Here is an 18224-nt window from a genome sequence, read left to right as displayed (position 1 = left end):
AGGTTTTTTGTTGTGCTTTAACATAGTATATGTAGCATTTGTTCTGACTATAATCTTCATTTCATACAGCTTCATACAGATAACGATATAAAAGAAATAGCGCAATCCCCCAGATCATTAATGCTGAACATTTGTTCAATACATTTAGCCATCTACCGGAAGAATCAAAACGACCCACCCAATGTCCACTTACTGCCAAGCAGACAAACCACACCCATGAAACAATAATACATGTGAAAGTAAAAATAAATTTATCAACACCTTCATACGGTAATGAACTAATCCCAATTACGCCGATCGTATCTAGCAACGCATGTGGATTGAGCAAGGATACAGATAAAGCAAACACAATCTGCTTGCGTATCGACAATGGTTGTATACTCCCTTGCTCAGAACGAATATTACTTTTCCATGTGATATACCCCATATATAGAAGAAACACAATTCCACCGATCATTAGAACATGCTTAATCCACGGTAATCCAAGCACTACTAATGACACTCCACCTACAGCCAGACTAATAAGTAAAGTATCGCAAATACCTGCTGTTATCACTACAGGCAGAGCACGCCAGAGTGGTCGCTGCACAATCCCTTGTTGAAAAATAAAGATATTTTGCACCCCTAAAGGTAAAATAAGCCCTAATGCTAATAAAAAAGCATGCATCACAATACCAACCATATCTGTTCTCCTTTCACTTGCATATCTAAGTCTATCTTGAATAGGCTAGTAAAGGTACAGCCAAATGTGTAGTATATAACCCAACCAAATCTTTAGGATTCAATCTACTGTACAAAGGAGTACACTCAATGAATTATTGGAAGCCTGATCGACAATCCACTTTACCTTTACATAGACAAATCGAGCAACATATTCGTTATAAAATAATCAGTGGTGAATGGCCGATCGGGACTCGCTTGCCTTCACAACGCCAACTAGCTACTGTATTTGAAGTAAATCGTAGTACAATTACGATCGCATTAGATGAATTAAAATCATGGGGCATTATAGAGGGTAATAAAGGTGGAGGCACAACTGTAATCAACAACACATGGAACCTGATAGCTGCTGCTTCTCAGCAAACGATAGATTGGCAAGCTTATGTAAATTCCGGCACCCATCAACCCAATCTAAAAACGATTCAAAAAATTAATCATGCTGAATTTGCTCAAGGAATGATTCGTACAGGCACAGGTGAATTAAGCAAAGAGTTAATGCCTCATCGCCAAATATCTTCTATTTTACAACAAGCACCGTCTGAACTGTTTTTAGGGTATGAAGAACCAAAAGGCAATTTTGAATTAAGACAGCAGATTGTTCATTATGTAAAGCAATGGGGCATACATTGTAGCCCTGATTCTATTTTGATCGTATCTGGATCTATTCAAGCTCTACAATTAATAGCTGTAGGACTTCTCGCTCGCCCTTCTAGTATTGTAGCTGAATCTCCATCTTATATTCGTTCTATTCAAGTCTTTCAATCGGCAGGTATACCTATTCATTCTGTTTCTCTGGATAAAGAAGGGATTGATCTGAAAGATTTACATGCCACAGTCGCTCAATATCAATCAGGATTACTATATACGATTCCTACTTTTCATAATCCAACAGGTATACTGATGTCTAAGCAACGCCGTAATGATCTTATTGAACAATGTAAAGAATTGAGATTACCTATTATCGAAGATGATGTATATCGTGAATTATGGTTAGATGATCTTCCCCCTGCTCCGCTTAAATCACAAGATTCCAATGGCAATATCGTCTATTTAGGAAGTATGTCCAAAATGATGAGTCCGGGGCTTCGAGTAGGTTGGGTTATCGCACCTGAACCAGTTATCGAACGATTAGCAGATATCAAAATGCAGACCGATTACGGTTCTAGCAATCTTTCTCAATATGTTGCTACCCAATGGTTCGCTCAAGGTTATCACGAACCGCATATACAATGGGTACGCGGGCAATTGCGTACACGTCGTGATCAGATGCTTGAACTATTACAGCAACATTTTAACGATATAGCCGATTGGCAAATACCTACAGGTGGCTTTTATATTTGGGTAAAGTTAACCGTTACAGTACCTATGCAATTATTGTTTGAGCGCGCTATTCAGGCAAATATTTTAATTAATCCGGGTTATTTATATGAAGACGAAGCCACATCGCATATAAGATTATCATATGCGTATACCTCACCAGAGCATCTACACACTAGCATTATCCAACTCAAAAAATGTATTATTTCGTTATGTCGTTAGTTTGAACAATCATTTATTATTTTTTAAGACATTTTGCTGTTTTATTGGTGTTATTATCTCACTTACTTATTTACTGTGCATACTATCAATGATACTATTAGCTGTAGCTTTAACAGACAATTTCATGTATGGAGAAAAGCAAACTATTCGAAAGAATAGGACGCAAAGTGTGGAGTCTAACAAGTATAGATTGAATATACTTTATTGATTGTCCTACCGCCCCGAACAATGATCGGGGTTTTTCTGTTTTTTTATCGTATACAACAAGAGATACGGAGTGATAACTATGAAAAAGTGGTCTTATTTATTTATTCTGTTAGGCATTATGATTCTAGCTTATCCACAAGTCAGTGAATGGTATGCCGATTGGCAACAAGATCGCTTATTAAATGAAGCTGAAAGTGAAGCAATCGCACCGTCTACTGCTCAACCTGCAAATTTAAAAAGTGGATATGCCAAAGTAAATCATCTTTTAAATGAAGAAAGTGAACAGTCTACTTCTGCTCCAGCACCAGTACAAGGTGACATTTTAGGGATTATTACTATTGATAAGATTGATGTCAAATTACCGATTGTCGAAGGAGCAACACGCGATAATATGCGTAGTGCAGCTGTACACATTTCTGAAACAGATCAATTAGGTCAAGCAGGCAACTTCGCAATTGCTGCGCATCGAGCTCACAAATATGGACGATTATTTAATCGATTAAATGAGGTCAAAATTGGCGATATTGTGAAAATTGAGTCTAGGGGTAAAGTTTTCGAATATAAAACCGATAATATAAGTATAGTGGAACCTACTGACGTATCAGTATTAGAAAGTCACCCTAATCGTGAAGAAATCACGCTAGTGACTTGCGATCCTCTAGTTAATCCGACTCATAGACTTATTATCCATGCTGAACGAATATCGACAAATATTTCTAGTTGATTTTTCTCAATTTAATGATATTATAGTAAATATGAACAACCAGTAACTTTTAAGGTTTAGGAATTTAGACACTTAACCATAAAAGCTTCTGCACGATAATGGCAAACCTTTCGAAAGAATGGGACGCAAAGCTAAAGGGCCTTACCTCTTAGAGGTTGGCAGCCAGCCACCGAATGAAGAAGCTTTTTTCTATACACTAAATATCCTTTTTATGTCATATATGCAAATTTAAACTAAAATTCAAACGATAACGGCAAACCTGTCGAAAGACTGGGACGCAAAGCTAAAGGGCCTTGACCACATGGCAGCCAGCTACCGAAAGGAATACTAATCATGAAAAAACTTTTGCTAACTTGCTTGACAGCATTCACTCTTATCTCTTTCGCTCCGACGCATACTTATGCAGCTACACCTCCTGCTACTGACTCTTGGTTAGACACTTCAACTGTAAGTGAAGGCTTTATCGCCGTTCATTATAATGCACCAAGTCACACTCGTACTAAATTGATGATTAGCAAAAACGATGTGAACTACACTTACGATCTTAACTCAACTCAAACTGATTCTTCTTTCCCTTTACAATTAGGTAACGGAACATATAATGTAACTATTCTTGAGAACACATCAGGTAACAGCTACAAAAAAGTCCAAGGTGATTCTCTTGAAATGAACCTTAACAATGAAAATGCTGTCTATCTTGCTTCCACTCAAAATGTAGATTGGAAAAATGCTACTGCTCTTATCAGCAAAGCACAACAATTGACTAAAAATGCGACAACAGATACAGAAAAAGCACAAGCTATCTACGATTATATTACTACTAATGTAAAATACGATTATAAATTTGCTAGTGCATTGCCTGCTGTATATGTACCAGATGCTGCAACTACATTAGTATCTAACAAAGGCATTTGCTACGATTACGCTTCTCTAAATGCAGCAATGCTTCGTAGCGTAGGCGTTCCTACAAAATTGGTAATGGGTACTTCTACAAATGTTAAAGAATACCATGCTTGGAACGAAGTTTTATTGAATGGTCAATGGGTAACAGTAGATACTACAGTTGATGCTACTTTAAAACAAAGCGGTAAAACAACAACATTAGCTAAAGATGCTGCTGAATACAAAGCTGTTAAAACTTACTAATCTCACATTTCAAATATTCATTACATTTGCATATTCATACACAATTCAAAAAAAGCGAGAAAGATCATATAAATGATCTTTCTCGCTTTTTTGATTGGATTTATTATTTGTATTTACAGCTGTTCTATGACTACCATACACTGCATTTTAATCATTGTGAGCTTTGAGGAGGTTCTTTTTTGCTCAGTTCCCCGCCCATTGCTTTGAGAAACTGTAATCCTACCGATAGTGAAGATCTAACATCAGGATCGCGCATCATTCCGAGCAATCCAATCATACCTGGCGGATGATCATCAGCATGACTGTTCTTTTTCCCGACTTTGGAAGGCTTATCATTCTCATACAATTTCTGTGAAGAATCAGAATGTAGGTCTCCTAGATGATCTAATCCTGCTCCTAAAGCTTTGATTAGCTTTTCTAGTTCTTTTGGATCAAGCTTACCTAATACTTGAATAAGCGTAAACGCATTTTTAATCAATGGGGGCAAATTCATACCTTCAATCATATCGATGCCTATCGCACTGATTGGAATTCTATTTTTGAGCGCAGCATCTGCAATATCCAGTACGCCTGCTCGATCCAGTTCTTTGACAATCTCTAGCATTTTCAAGATTGATTCTGTATTGTCTGTTAATGCTTTGATCAATAGACCTAGTGATTGAGCTTGAAGCTCCGCTTCTGTCGGAATATGACGTTCTATCTGCTTAATAGGTCTCGCCATGAGACTCACGCTCCTTCTGGATCGTTGTAGCAATCGGTTCATAGTCTGATCGATTCCACTTATCTTCGACTCGTACACTGATCTGAGGACGGCGTGTAGCGAAGCGTGGGTTGACCTGAGGCAAAGGCGACACCTGATGCTCTACTTCATCTACCAACACTTCCATCATCACATTGATTTCTTTGTAACTTGGCGTATGGGTAACTTTATCGGTATAACTACTGGTTAGGCGGTTGATGGCTTCATGTTCATTGGATGTATTCATCGGCAAATACAATTCTTTGCCTTTCACCCGATCTGTTACCAGTACCGACAATTTGACTTTACCAAAAGGAGAAATCAATCGAACTTTGCTACCGTCTTGTACTCCTCGCTCTGCTGCCAATTCTGGTGAGACTTCTAGCCATGTGCCAGGCACTTTATGGCGAATTCCCTCTGCTTTGTACGTCATATTGCCTTCATGGAAATGTTCTAATAACCGTCCGTTATTCAAATGTAGATCATACATCGCTTCTGGCTCATACGGTTGTGTCCATTCTACCGGATATAATTTTGCTTTTCCGTTAGGGAAATGGAACTCTTCTTCATACAACAAATGTGTACTGGTTCCGTTCGGATGCACAGGCCACAATTGACTATTCCAGCCTTCTAACAGATCATAATGAACACCTGCAAATAAAGGGGCTAGACTCGCTGCTTCTGCCATAATTTCGCTCGGATGAGTATAATTCCACTGCGCTCCCAAAGCATTAGCAACATCTTGAATAATGCGCCAGTCTGGCTTGGAATCACCTAGAGGGGCAAGCACTTCATGGAACCGCTGAATACGGCGCTCGGTATTGGTAAATGTACCGTCTTTTTCAAGACTTGGAGAAGCTGGCAAAATCACATCAGCATATTGAGCTGTATTGGAGAAGAAAATATCCTGTACAACGAAAAAGTCTAGCTTGCCTAACATCTCTGCGACAAAGTTAGAATTGGAATCGACCAACGCCATATCTTCACCAAATAGATACATGGCTTTTAGCTTACCTTCTTCGATCGCATCGACCATCTGATGATTGTCATATCCAGGTTCTGCAGGAAGCTGAACGCCCCATGCTTGCTCATAACGATGACGTACATCATCATCTGATACTTTTTCATATCCCGGAAAGAAATTCGGCATCGTTCCAAAATCACAAGCGCCCTGTACGTTGTTGTGACCACGTAAAGGATAAGCGCCTGTGCCCGGACGACCGAAATTACCTGTAGTTAACAACAGATTACATAGCGCTGTAGATGTATCTGTTCCACCGCGATGTTGAGTTACACCCATTGCCCACAACACACATACAGATTGGGCTTGATGAATCATTTCAGCGGTAGCAATCAATTCGGCTTGTGAGATGCCGGATACTTGCTCTGCATATTCTAATGTATACTGATCGAGTGATTGACGGAACTCTTCGTATCCATCGACACGAGCTGTTAAAAATCCGTTATCTTCCCAGCCTTGATCGATAATATATTTGGTAACCGCAGATACCCAGACCAGATCAGAACCCGGACTTGGATGCAAATGAATATCTGCACGTTCTGCCATTTCATTTTTGCGTAGATCGGATACGATCAATTTTTGACCATGCAGTTTATGTGCTCTTTTCACTCTTGTAGCTAATACCGGATGGGATTCAGCAGGGTTCGCTCCTACAATCATAACTAGATCTGCTTGCTGAATATCTTCAATCGTACCACTATCTCCGCCCATACCTACGGTGCGCATCAATCCCGATGTAGCTGGAGACTGACAATAACGAGAACAGTTATCCACATTGTTCGTGCCCATAATAGAGCGTACAAATTTTTGGAAAATATAATTTTCTTCATTAGAACATTTCGATGAAGCGATATAACCAATCGAATCTGCTCCATACTCATCACGAATACTGCCTAATTTGCCAGCGATCAGATTAAGCGCTTCTTCCCAGCTTGATTCGACAAATCGATCACCTTTACGGATCAAAGGTTTGGTCAGACGTTCTTCACTATTTACAAAATCCCAACCCCATTTGCCTTTAATACACGTCGAAATTCCATTCACCGGTGCATCGATTGAAGGTTCGATTTTGAGAATATCGCGCCCTTTGGTCCATACTTCAAAGCTACAGCCGACTCCACAATATGTGCAGACGGTTTTGGTACGTTTGATCCGCGAACTACGCATAGAAGCTTCGATCTCTGATACTTTAAATATTTCTCGGTATCCCGGTTCGATTTCTTTGGTCAGTTCAATCATCGGTTCCATCACTTGATTATCGATACCTGTTAGGAATCCAGCTTCACCGACCATCGTAGTCTCCATCAAAGCATTACAAGGGCATACTGTAACACAATGTCCGCACGATACACACGAAGACTGATCAACAGGCACATCATCATCCCAGATGACCCGCGGCTGATCACGACTCCAATCGATCGTTAATGTCTCATTGACTTGAAGATCCTGACAAGCTTCTACACAGCGTCCACATAAAATACATTGATCTGGATCATATCTATAAAAAGGATTGGTGTTATCAATTTGATAAGGTTTGGGTTGAAAAGGATAAGTCTGATGTTCGATCCCTAATTTTTCTGTTGTGTTATGAACGACACAATTTCCATTATTGTTATCGCAGACCGTACAATACAGTTCATGATTTTTGAGAATACGTGACATCGATTCTTGCTGTGCTGCTTTGACCAGTGAAGATTCTGTAGAGATTTGCATGCCTGGACTAACTACCGTGCTACATCCGCGAACCAATTCTCCGTTCACTTCTACCATACATGTATCACATGTCTCGATTGCTCCTAGTTGCTCGTTATAACAAATTTGCGGAATATAAAATTCGTCTTGTCCTTTGGCTGCTTGCACGATAGTTATACCTGGTTCTGTAACGACCGATTGTCCGTTTACTTCAATCACGATCTGTTCTGTATGGCCTTTCTTCATCATCCTGTTCACCTCTACCTTAAAATTAGTCCTAAATAGTCTAGTTGTATGATGCAATAAGCTACTTCTAAATTGATCCTGACATGATGTCTTGCAACGACTTATCACAAAATAATGTATTATAAAATTGAATGTATTATAAAATTGAATGAATCATATTTACCCAATCCCTTTTTAAAGTAAGCATCTTTTCCCTTTTATGTGGTGATCTATTATTTCTATTCATACATAATTCATATTGATTTAATTACATATTATATTTGTAGTTTATTTGCAGCTAAATAATGTGTGATCCTATTAGAGCTAGAGTGATACTATTTTGGCGTTTGAATGATTCTTTTGCTTCTTATTTCTGGTGATTGATAATGATGTTATGCTTTAGAGCTGACTTTACTTTATAGCTTAATGAGAGTAACGTTAGAAAGTAGCTTGTAATGAAATGCTTGTAAACCATAAGGAGATACAATCTATGAATACTTCGATTCATTCTCATTCGTCCTCTAAACGAATATTGATTATGACAGCTGTTGAAGCGGAGCGTGAAGCTGTTCTGCAAGGATTGTCTGCACGGGGTGAAGACCGTTTTAGTGTGCAATTAGCTGGTGTAGGCCCTGCTTCAGCAGCAGCGCGAACAACTTCGATTCTTGCTAAAGAATCTTTTGATATGGTGATTAGTGCAGGTATTGGTGGTGGATTCAGTGGCTATGCAGAGATCGGTTCGATTGTACTTGCGAGTCAGATGATTGCAGCAGACCTCGGTTCAGAGACACCGGATCATGGATTTCTTTCGGTAGATGAATTGGGATTCGGCTCTTCTGTTATTCAGGCGGATACTGTCTATAATGGAAGTCTTGCTTCAGCGATTCAATTAAAAGGTCTTGCTGTGCATATTGGCCCGGTATTAACTGTATCTACCACTACCGGTTCGGCTGAATCAACAGCCAGGTTAGCTGAGCGTATTCCAGGTGCTTCGGCTGAAGGAATGGAAGGTTATGGTGTAGCGCTGGCTGCTCATTATTTTCATCTACCAGTCCTAGAAATTCGTGCAATCTCTAATCGAGTCGGTCCGCGTGATCGAAGCAGTTGGCGTATTCCTGATGCGTTGCAAGCTTTAACTAAAGCAAGCTCCATATTACCGGAGGTGCTATAATATGAAAATCGCTTTTTCTCCATGTCCTAATGATACATTTGTTTTTCATGCGTGGGTGCACGCTCTTATTCCGAATGCTCCCGAGCTTGATGTAACTTATGCTGATATTGATATTACGAATAACTGGGCAGCTACAGGTGAAGGCCCTGAAGTACTGAAAGTGTCTTATGCAGCATTGCCGTGGTTATTAGAAGATTATGCCCTAATTCCTTGTGGTGGTGCTCTTGGCCGAGGCTGTGGTCCGTTGGTATTAACAGCCAATCCTAATGAAACGAACCCTGCCAGTCTATCCGGTAAAAGAGTCGCTGTACCTAGTGAACGTTCTACCGCTTATATGTTATTCCGTCTATGGGCTGCACAAAATGTTCCCGGCGGTGTTGGGGAAATCGTTGTTATGCCATTTGATGAGATTATGCCTGCGGTTCGAGATGGCCAGATTGATGCAGGTCTGGTTATTCATGAAGCACGATTTACCTATCCTAATTATGGTCTAACACTAATGGAAGATATGGGTAGCTGGTGGGAAGAAGATACTGGATTACCGATTCCATTGGGAGCTATTATTGCTAAACGTTCATTAGATGCGAATCAGATTGCTGATTGGGTACGTTCTTCTGTGGAATATGCTTGGGAACATCCTGAAGCTTCACGTCAATATGTACTGGATTATGCACAAGAAATGGACCCTACAGTAGCAGATTCTCATATTAATCTGTATGTTAATGAATTTACACGCAATCTAGGGGAAGATGGTTATGGAGCGATCGAAGCGTTGTTAGGACGTGCTGCTAACGAAGGTCTTGTTCCTTCATTTGATCTTTCATTGTTACGTAAATAATGGTCATAGTTGGTTTTTATCATAAAGCATCATAACGACTCATCAAAAAGCCCCAATTCACAATAAATCTACAGTGAATTTGGGCTTTTTTTTGTCTAAATAACATTTTTTTTAATTTTTTTGCGGATTTTTTATATATTTGTGAGCAAAAAGTTTGCCAATTGAATTGATTATCTGGTACACTGGCATTAACGCTACAATATTTGTAGCGAGAAATACAAATAGCCCCTTTTCACAGAAGGAGCTGCTTATTTCTAATTCCTATCATTCTACTATAGGAGGTGAATTACTATGGTACAAAACGTACTTTGTGAAGTGAACTCTTGCACACATTGGGCTGAAGAAAATAAATGTACTGCTGAATCTATTTTCATCATCAACCATGCTCACAAAAAAGCAACTGAGTCTGAAGAAACAGATTGCCAAACTTTTGATAAAAAAGAAGCAATCAACTAATTGAAAATGTTTTACAACTGAGAAGGGACTTTGCCGAGTTCCTTCTTTCTTTTTATATTCTACCAACAATGATTATTATTATCAAGTAGATTTGAAAAAAAATTATAGATTATCTCAATTTATCTGTGTTTTGCCTGTAAACATACTGATTGCATTTCTCATTCTCAATACAATCAGTAATTTACAAGTGCTATTCCTTATCACTAGCCGTATTAGATTTTAAATCTAGAAACAGACGCTAATAGTTCATCTATGCCTTGCTTGGACATACTCATACTTTCGATCACTTCGTTCGTTTTGCTCTACAATCGTCTCGGTTTTGCCTGCAATAGTAGACGTCCCCGCTGCACTTTCATTAGAAGCCAGCGCAATCTCATGAATCGACTTCACTTGATTTTCTATAGAAGATAATAGCTGTTTGGATGTTGAACTTAGATCTGTCGCAATATCATCTATTCCTTTGGCACTTTCTGCATATTGATCTGTTGAAGTTAGCATCATATGATAATCCTGTTTGATCTCATTGCCAAATAGTTGAAGCAAATCATTTGAATTGGATGAAAGATTGCTAACCGATGTGATTACATTGCGAGTAATCTGATCAATCTGGTCAGCCGCTTGCTTGGAATTGGCTGCTAATTTACTAATCTCACTCGCTACTACTGCAAATCCTTTACCGGCTTCGCCTGCTCTTGCCGCTTCGATACTTGCATTTAGTGATAACAAATTCGTCTGTGCTGCAATCGTAATAATCGTTGATACCAGACCATTAATTTTGGATACCGATTGCGATTCTAGCAGGGCTTGTTCCAGACGTTCTTTTACACCGGTATAGATGCCTAAGCTTTTATTATAAGAAGTGCGGAAATCTTGACTAAGCCCTTGAGCACGACGGGTCAATTCATCAGCAGACTTGGCGCTTTCTTGTGCTTGAACAGCTACAGAATGAACAGCATGTTCCAGATCACGAGCTGTCATATTCATTTCTTCTGTCGATGAAGCTGTCTCTTCTGTGCTTGCCGATAACTGCTCGGTTGTAGCAGAAATATCCTGTACGCTGTCTTCCAAATGAGACATGTTATGATTCACCGTTTGAATATGATTCTGTAAATTAGAGCTCTGTGTAATCACCTGCTCAAATACTTCTCTAAATTGCTTACGTGCTCCACCCATTGCTGCAATAATAAGAGCAAACTCATCTTTTTCTTCTAAATATTTTTCATAGCCTTTGCTATATTTCAGATCAAGTGCTGCTGTTTTGTTGATAATTTCTAATGTGACTTTGGTACGACGGTTCACGTTACGAGCGAAGATTATACATACAATTAAAGAAATCAGCAATACAACAATTGCTGCGATAATTAATGTTTTTGCCAGTTGATTCTGTAGTGTTTGGCTTTCTAGTAAAATCGCTTGATTATAATTGTCCAAAATCTCTTCTGCCTGATTGATATCTTCACGTGCCGCATCAAAGCGTGCAGTGCTTTCAGTTAGATTTGCTACAGCATTGGTATTGATATCAAATTCTTTTTGCCATGCTGCAAAATTAGTATCAAAATCTGCAATCAATTCAAATACGTTCTTGTTAGAATCAGCATGTTGATATTGATTGAATTCTGCTTGATGAGCTTTAAAAATAGCTTCTGCTTTGTGAACACGTTCATACGTTTGTTGTGCATTTTCAGTGTAATCTGCTTTGGCTGCTTCCAAAATGGCAGGGTCTGTCGAACTGGTTAATGTCATTTGCGCTACTAACGATTGATAATAATCACGATCTGCATTCAATAACCAGTAATTTGTCATATACGATTGATCATAAAGTTTGGTAGTTAACGTATGGGCGATCGATTTAGTATGACTTAGTGCAAACACCGTAATTCCGATCAAAGCAATCATAACAATTGCCATCGGTACAAACATTTTCAGCCGTAAATTCCAATTGTTAATATTAAATAGTGTTCTCATAACATGATCTCCCTGCTACACTGTATTGTTCGAATAAATGGCATATTACATTGTTACGATTACCTATTATTTACATAATATTTATATCGGATTTGAGTACACTTTGTAATAGCACAAATATTCACTTTATGATTACTGGTGTTATCGCTTGTTAACGACAAAAAGACTACTGACGCATTAACGTCAATAGCCTTTTGTATTTGTTTTATTTAATTGTTTGATATGAGGATATATTCACGTTAGATCATGAGGTGTATTTTATTTATTGTACATAATAAATATCAGGTGATTGAGGTTTCTTCATCCCTACTCCTATATGAAAACCTGGATGTGGTGGTTGATTGTATCCTGCATTTTGCCATGCGACAGACAAACGATACACCGGATCATGCATCAGTGTACGCAACCGATAATCGGTTATATCTGTCGTCGTATAGATACGTAATTCACTGTTATCATTGGAACGCAAAACCACTTCTTCACGCCAGTCTCCATACAGATCTGCTTGTAGCGCTGGTGTCGCTTTGGTTCCGTTGTTAGAACTACTGCCTGTTGCTGTAAATAGATTGGTCGTCGTGCTGTTAGTATAATCCCATTTATCGATCCGATTATCATCTAACAATTCTCGTAATAGATCGCCATCCCACCAGATACCAAAATTGGTCGATGAAGGAATAGTTTTGCTAATTAATTCACCTGTAATACTGTATAATCCGGTGATTGGAACATGTTGCGCATTAGTAATGGTAGCTGCCCACACTTCTTCTCCGGGAAAACGAGGATCGATATCTGCTGACATACCGCGTCCTGTATCAATCCCTGTTTTGACTCCCCATAGAATTTGTCCGGTATTCGCATCATGAACTTCCATGCCGTATGGAGAATCTTTATGCTCATGCACTCCGAATACTTCAAGCCCTGCTCGATTCGGGTTCAGATCACCTAAGTGCTGAGCGTCACCATGTCCAAGCCCTGTAGTATAACGTGGGGTTCCATTATCATCGATCGAAATAGAACCAAAATTAATCTCGTCTTTACCATCTCCATCGACATCTGCTACATTCAGCGCATGATTACCTTGCGCTGTATACGTAGTCTGATTGCCTACATTGGTATCGTATGTCCAGCGCTTGACGATTTTGCCTTCTCGAAAATCATAAGCTACCAGAACAGTACGTGTGTAATATCCTCGGGTCATTACAAAGCTTGGATGTTGCCCGTCCAAATAAGCAACTCCTGCTAGAAACCGATCGACCCGATTGCCATAATTATCTCCCCATGAAGCTACTGTTCCACGAGGCGGATCATAATTAACGGTGTCTAGTGCCGCTCCTGTGGCGCCTTGAAATACCGTCAAAAACTCGGGACCTGTGAGTACATATCCAGCACTATTGCGATAGTCTGCTTTGATATCGCCAATAACTTTGCCTTGTCCATCAATCGTACCGTCTGCTGTACGCAAAGCCACTTCAGACTTTCCATCTCCATCCAGATCATAGACTACAAATGGAGAATAATGAGCACCTGCACGAATATTAGGCCCCATATTGATCCGCCATAAACGAGTACCATTTAACTTATATGCATCCAGATATACAATGCCTGTATATCCAGATTGTGAATTATCTTTGGCATTAGAAGGTGACCACAACAGTACAATTTCGTACTCTCCATCTCCATCCAGATCGCCTACACTAGCATCATTTGCACTATACGTATACGATACTCCGTCTTTGGTGACACCGTCAGCAGGCTTTTGCAAAGGAACTGATTTGTATTGCTGTTGCCATACAGATACAGGAGTAGCTACTGATGTTTCTTTACCATTTTGCACTGTAAATAATGTATAGAATGACTTGTCTGTTCCTTGAGAATCCAGCAGATTGGTAGCGCCTGTAATCGGTTGGCTATTTACCAGCACACCATCCCGATATAAATTAAATGCGATCCCGTCTGGATCAAGTCCTAACATTCTCCAACCTACATAGATCCCATTTTTGCTTTTCACAGCAACCAGTCCACGATTCAACTTTTCCATAGCACGTTGACCGGAAGCAACAGTAGCATTTTCAGTTATCGTTAGATTCTGTACATGTTGTGCTAAAGGAAGATTCAGATCAGCGATTCCTTTTGCTACCAGTCTTGCGATCTGAATAGCTCCGTACTCTTGAAAATGAGTGTTATCTACCACTCCATCTGGAAAATTGGGATAAACACCTGAAGGGACATGTAAAAAGACTTTTTTGGATTCTTCAGCACCGATCGAATTATAATAAGCAACACTGCGAGCGCTAAGATCGATTAAAGGTGTATGGGTCTGAGTAGCGACTTCTTTCATCGCTGTTACATAATTGGGGAAACTGATATTGAATTGCCCTGTTGTCGTATTAAAATCTCTGCGACCTACAGGAGTAACAAGAATCGGAGTGGCTCCATGAGCAAGAGCACCATCAATATATTGCTTGAGGTATACTTTGTAATCAGGTACAGGTGTGTAGCGCTCTGGCTTCGTATCGGCATCATTGTGACCGAACTGGATCATCAGATAATCGCCAGGTTGAATCTGGTTCAAGATCGTATCTAATCTTCCTTGTTCGATAAAAGAACGGGAACTACGTCCACCTATCGCTTGATTGCTAATCTTCACTTTGTCGTCTAAATAACGGTCTATCATTTGCCCCCATCCTGCTTGCGGTTGTTTGGATGTTGCATAAGTCTGTACAGTAGAATCTCCTGCGAGATAGACTGTTGGATTCGAGACTATAACAGGCTCATTGCCATACGTATTATTGATTACATTAGGTGTCTGTTCTTCTTGTTCGATTGTTCCTAGATAAGAAGGATTAGTCGGTTGTTCTTGATCTTCAGCTGCGATAGAGCGGTTCAAAGGCAATCCAGCAAATAACATAACCATTATAAGCACAAGCGATATCCATGGACGACACGAAAATGATCGATTCAAATATACCCCTTCTTCCTCATTTTTAATAGTGAAGCGCTTACATTAGCATCATACATGGAATGATCATCAGTAGATATTCAATATACAGTGGTGTTTGTGCAATAATCAGACCTGCTGTTGACGTGATTTCGATATGTTTATGTCAAATAACAAAAAAAGGATAGAGTCATAAGACTTTATCCTTTTTACACTTATATTTCATTGGTGACATATAATATGCGGTTTAGACTCGTCGGCGACGGAACCATAGTACAATGCCTATCGCTAACACCAGAATGCCTATACTTATTGCTGTATATTTCGCCTGTGCGGCTGTATCAATAGTAGGTGTTATCGGTTCTCCAAATCCTCCACCCGGGCCTCCGCCCATTCCACCACCGCCATCAGGTGGAGCCATCATTCCGCCATTTCTATCATTATCACCACCTGTTGGAGCTCCTTCAGGTCGTTGACCACGTTGTCCGCCACCCATTCCCATTCCACCGCCCATACCGCCATTTCCAGAACCATCACCTGATGAAGCAATCGTCCCATCTAGTTGTCCTTGTATATTTGCGGTATTGGTCTGATTCCAAGCGATGAGTGATTTAACACCTGCTTGATATTCTTCATACGTATAGAAAGAAGTAGGATCGCTTTTCACATCGGCGGCTATCATATCATTTAATGCATTCACTTTTGCTGTAAAAATATCATTCGCTAAAAAATGAGTGAGTACATTCTGGATCATCGTATGATATTTTTGCTTGTATTCATCGACTGCTAATAATTTGGCAACCAATGGACGCTCTGCTAAAGCTCCTGATGTGGGTTCATCAATCATCAAAGAAGTAGAGCTTGCTTTATTTGCTGTATTCGCATTTCCAGTTGTATCAGTCGTTTGGGCAGTAGGCTTGGTATCTGTTGCGTTAGTGTTGGCTGTATTGGATTGAGGCTGGTTGGTTGTTGGCTCTGTTGTTGCTTTTGTCGTGTTGGTATCTGACTTAGTATTAGCATTTTCACCACCACGACCGCCGAAGCCACCGCCGCCCATGCCTCCTCCCATACCACCCATTCCGCCGAATGCCATGTTATAATCCCATGGAATCATAGAAAATACGCCACCATGTTCGTACAGATAATAGTTCTGCTTATTGCCACCAATGTAACTATCTGTATTGTTGGTCACCACATTTAACGTCAGATATTCAAGGATACTATCTACATCAAGATAATCCGTATATGGCGTTTTACTATCATGATTCAGCTTATCCAGCATATTAATTAACGCGTCTTTGTCCTGACTTTCTGACTTCACATCAAGACCTGTATACGAGTCTGCATCATCATCAATCCATTGTAGATCACTGCCACTGCCAGTCATCAGACCTTTGTATAATGTGCCTGTTGTATCTTCATAATGAGTCTCTATAAATTGGTCGTCTACTTGCTCTACAGCCAGATATAATCCTTTATATGTACCATTAACATAGATACGCACAAAGGAGTGCTTAGGTGTAGGGAGCCCTAACATTTCAGACATTTCATACGCTAAAAATTCACGCATATAAGAAGCATCACTATAGTTGTTGTTCAGATTAATTTTGTCTAAGCCATATAAATTCTGTCCGGAAATGTATTCATCAAAACTCAGCTTAAAGCTATACCGATCCGAATCATCCATCTGGACAACACTGCGTAAGGAAAGATTACCTTTTGTACGGATACCTACATTTGTGATTGTTTTGCCGTTATAATCCACTGTTGCCGAGTGGTATTCTTCATCAGACGCATGATCTAACATATCTTGAAAATCCGAATCAAGAAGCGTTATTTTGACATCGACCACTTTATCTTCTACAAATACATTCGTATCTTGTTCACTTTGTTCTGTCACTGTGCCTGCATGAGCTTCTTGCGTTGATGCCCACGGTATAATAGCCACAAGACATAGTGTACCTGCCAGAACCACTTTTAATATCCACTTCACTTTATCACCACCAATTTTAAAATAAAAAACCTTTGCATAAATCGGTATATTGACTTGTGCAAAGGATTTCTATGAGCTTTCATTTCGATCAATTTCAGCCATGTCTATTCGCTTCTATTATGAAACGTAATCACCGTTGTAGCTAATCAACACAGCATTTTTCACACCTGCAATATTAGAAATTTCATTTACAAATGTAGGCTCATTGTTTTTGATACGTACTTCTAGCGTCAATTCAATATTGTCTGCTGTGATTGTTTTTTGTCTAACTGTATGGCGTTTTACCAGTGAGTTCAGCTTGCTGTTGACTTGTTTCTCTGCATCGTCTCCTTGAGCGTTTACGACCAATAGATAAGGCGTTTCGAAAGAAGATCCTTTGATAAATAAAAACATCACCAACCCTACAATCACAGAACCGATAATCGCCAAACTATAAAAACCTGCTCCGGTAACAATCCCTGCCGCGGCTGCCCAGAATAAGAAAATCAAATCGGTTGGATCTTTGATCGGTGTTCTAAAACGAACAATACTAAGTGCACCAACCATACCTAGAGATAGAATCAAGTTCGAGTTAATCGCAATAATCACCATAGAAGTCACTAGCGTCATGCCGATCAGTGAGATATTGAAGCTTTTGGAATATAACACTCCACTAAATACACGTTTGTATAGGAAGTAGATAAATAGTCCAACCAAAAAAGCGATCCCCATCGTGAGCAAAATATGAGTGATACTGATATCAGAAGTGAAGCTTTCCAGTACAGAATTTTTGACGATATCTGAAAAATTGGTTGTTGCGTCAGTTGTTGTTGCATTTGCCGCGGCTGCGATTGGTGTCGTTGTTGCCATA

At 39.6% G+C, this 18224-nt stretch carries 13 protein-coding genes and 3 riboswitches; of the genes, 6 read left to right on the top strand and 7 right to left on the bottom strand.

What is annotated here, in order from left to right; all coding sequences use genetic code 11:
* Positions 1-61: 61 nt before the first annotated feature.
* Positions 62-682 (bottom strand): LysE/ArgO family amino acid transporter, encoded by a 621-nt coding sequence (locus QE450_RS01395; RefSeq protein ID WP_307296185.1) that lies wholly within the window; start codon positions 680-682, stop codon positions 62-64.
* A 128-nt stretch (positions 683-810) separates the two neighbouring features.
* Here QE450_RS01395 and QE450_RS01390 point away from each other — a divergent pair, with 128 nt between their 5' ends.
* The 3 genes from QE450_RS01390 (at position 811) to QE450_RS01380 (ending at position 4336) form a co-directional block, all read left to right on the top strand.
* A complete protein-coding gene (locus QE450_RS01390; protein ID WP_307296183.1) occupies positions 811-2259 on the top strand; it encodes an aminotransferase-like domain-containing protein in 1449 nt (482 codons plus the stop codon).
* A gap of 127 nt (positions 2260-2386) precedes the next feature.
* Positions 2387-2483, top strand: a riboswitch (cyclic di-GMP riboswitch).
* A 62-nt stretch (positions 2484-2545) separates the two neighbouring features.
* Positions 2546-3190 carry a class D sortase gene (locus QE450_RS01385; protein ID WP_307296182.1) on the top strand — a complete coding sequence of 215 codons (645 nt, stop codon included), beginning with the start codon at positions 2546-2548 and terminating at the stop codon, positions 3188-3190.
* Positions 3191-3280: 90 nt separating this feature from the next.
* A riboswitch (cyclic di-GMP riboswitch) is annotated at positions 3281-3364 on the top strand.
* Positions 3365-3432: 68 nt separating this feature from the next.
* Positions 3433-3510, top strand: a riboswitch (cyclic di-GMP riboswitch).
* A 13-nt stretch (positions 3511-3523) separates the two neighbouring features.
* Entirely contained in the window at positions 3524-4336 is an 813-nt protein-coding gene (locus QE450_RS01380) for a transglutaminase-like domain-containing protein (protein ID WP_274170811.1), read from the top strand.
* A 151-nt stretch (positions 4337-4487) separates the two neighbouring features.
* Here QE450_RS01380 and QE450_RS01375 read toward each other — a convergent pair whose 3' ends face one another.
* Both QE450_RS01375 and fdhF read right to left on the bottom strand, forming a co-directional pair.
* Positions 4488-5057, bottom strand: a complete 570-nt coding sequence (locus QE450_RS01375) for a helical membrane plugin domain-containing protein (protein ID WP_273615074.1) — start codon at positions 5055-5057, stop codon at positions 4488-4490.
* Complete coding sequence (fdhF, locus tag QE450_RS01370) at positions 5041-8034, bottom strand: formate dehydrogenase subunit alpha (RefSeq protein WP_307296174.1); 2994 nt, start codon at positions 8032-8034, stop codon at positions 5041-5043. The genes QE450_RS01375 and fdhF overlap by 17 nt, the downstream gene beginning before the upstream one ends.
* Before the next feature lie 469 nt (positions 8035-8503).
* Here fdhF and QE450_RS01365 point away from each other — a divergent pair, with 469 nt between their 5' ends.
* The 3 genes from QE450_RS01365 (at position 8504) to QE450_RS01355 (ending at position 10478) form a co-directional block, all read left to right on the top strand.
* Positions 8504-9184, top strand: coding sequence for a futalosine hydrolase (locus QE450_RS01365; RefSeq protein ID WP_307296171.1), 681 nt, complete (start codon positions 8504-8506; stop codon positions 9182-9184).
* A gap of 1 nt (position 9185) precedes the next feature.
* On the top strand, positions 9186-10022 hold the full coding sequence (locus QE450_RS01360; protein ID WP_307296169.1) for a 1,4-dihydroxy-6-naphtoate synthase: 837 nt from the start codon (positions 9186-9188) through the stop codon (positions 10020-10022).
* A gap of 291 nt (positions 10023-10313) precedes the next feature.
* Complete coding sequence (locus QE450_RS01355) at positions 10314-10478, top strand: DUF1540 domain-containing protein (RefSeq protein ID WP_204825444.1); 165 nt, start codon at positions 10314-10316, stop codon at positions 10476-10478.
* 246 nt (positions 10479-10724) lie between these two features.
* Here QE450_RS01355 and QE450_RS01350 read toward each other — a convergent pair whose 3' ends face one another.
* The 4 genes from QE450_RS01350 to QE450_RS01335 form a co-directional block, all read right to left on the bottom strand.
* On the bottom strand, positions 10725-12443 hold the full coding sequence (locus tag QE450_RS01350) for a methyl-accepting chemotaxis protein (RefSeq protein ID WP_307296164.1): 1719 nt from the start codon (positions 12441-12443) through the stop codon (positions 10725-10727).
* 262 nt (positions 12444-12705) lie between these two features.
* Positions 12706-15405 (bottom strand): rhamnogalacturonan lyase family protein, encoded by a 2700-nt coding sequence (locus tag QE450_RS01345; RefSeq protein ID WP_307296162.1) that lies wholly within the window; start codon positions 15403-15405, stop codon positions 12706-12708.
* A 223-nt stretch (positions 15406-15628) separates the two neighbouring features.
* Positions 15629-17374, bottom strand: a complete 1746-nt coding sequence (locus QE450_RS01340) for a CotH kinase family protein (RefSeq protein ID WP_307296160.1) — start codon at positions 17372-17374, stop codon at positions 15629-15631.
* 117 nt (positions 17375-17491) lie between these two features.
* Entirely contained in the window at positions 17492-18223 is a 732-nt protein-coding gene (locus tag QE450_RS01335) for a DUF4956 domain-containing protein (RefSeq protein ID WP_307296157.1), read from the bottom strand.
* Between the last annotated feature and the right edge of the window lies 1 nt (position 18224).

This window comes from Paenibacillus sp. SORGH_AS_0306, assembly GCF_030819345.1.
GTDB lineage: Bacteria > Bacillota > Bacilli > Paenibacillales > Paenibacillaceae > Saccharibacillus > Saccharibacillus kyungheensis.
This window is presented reverse-complemented; position numbering and strand designations above follow the sequence as displayed.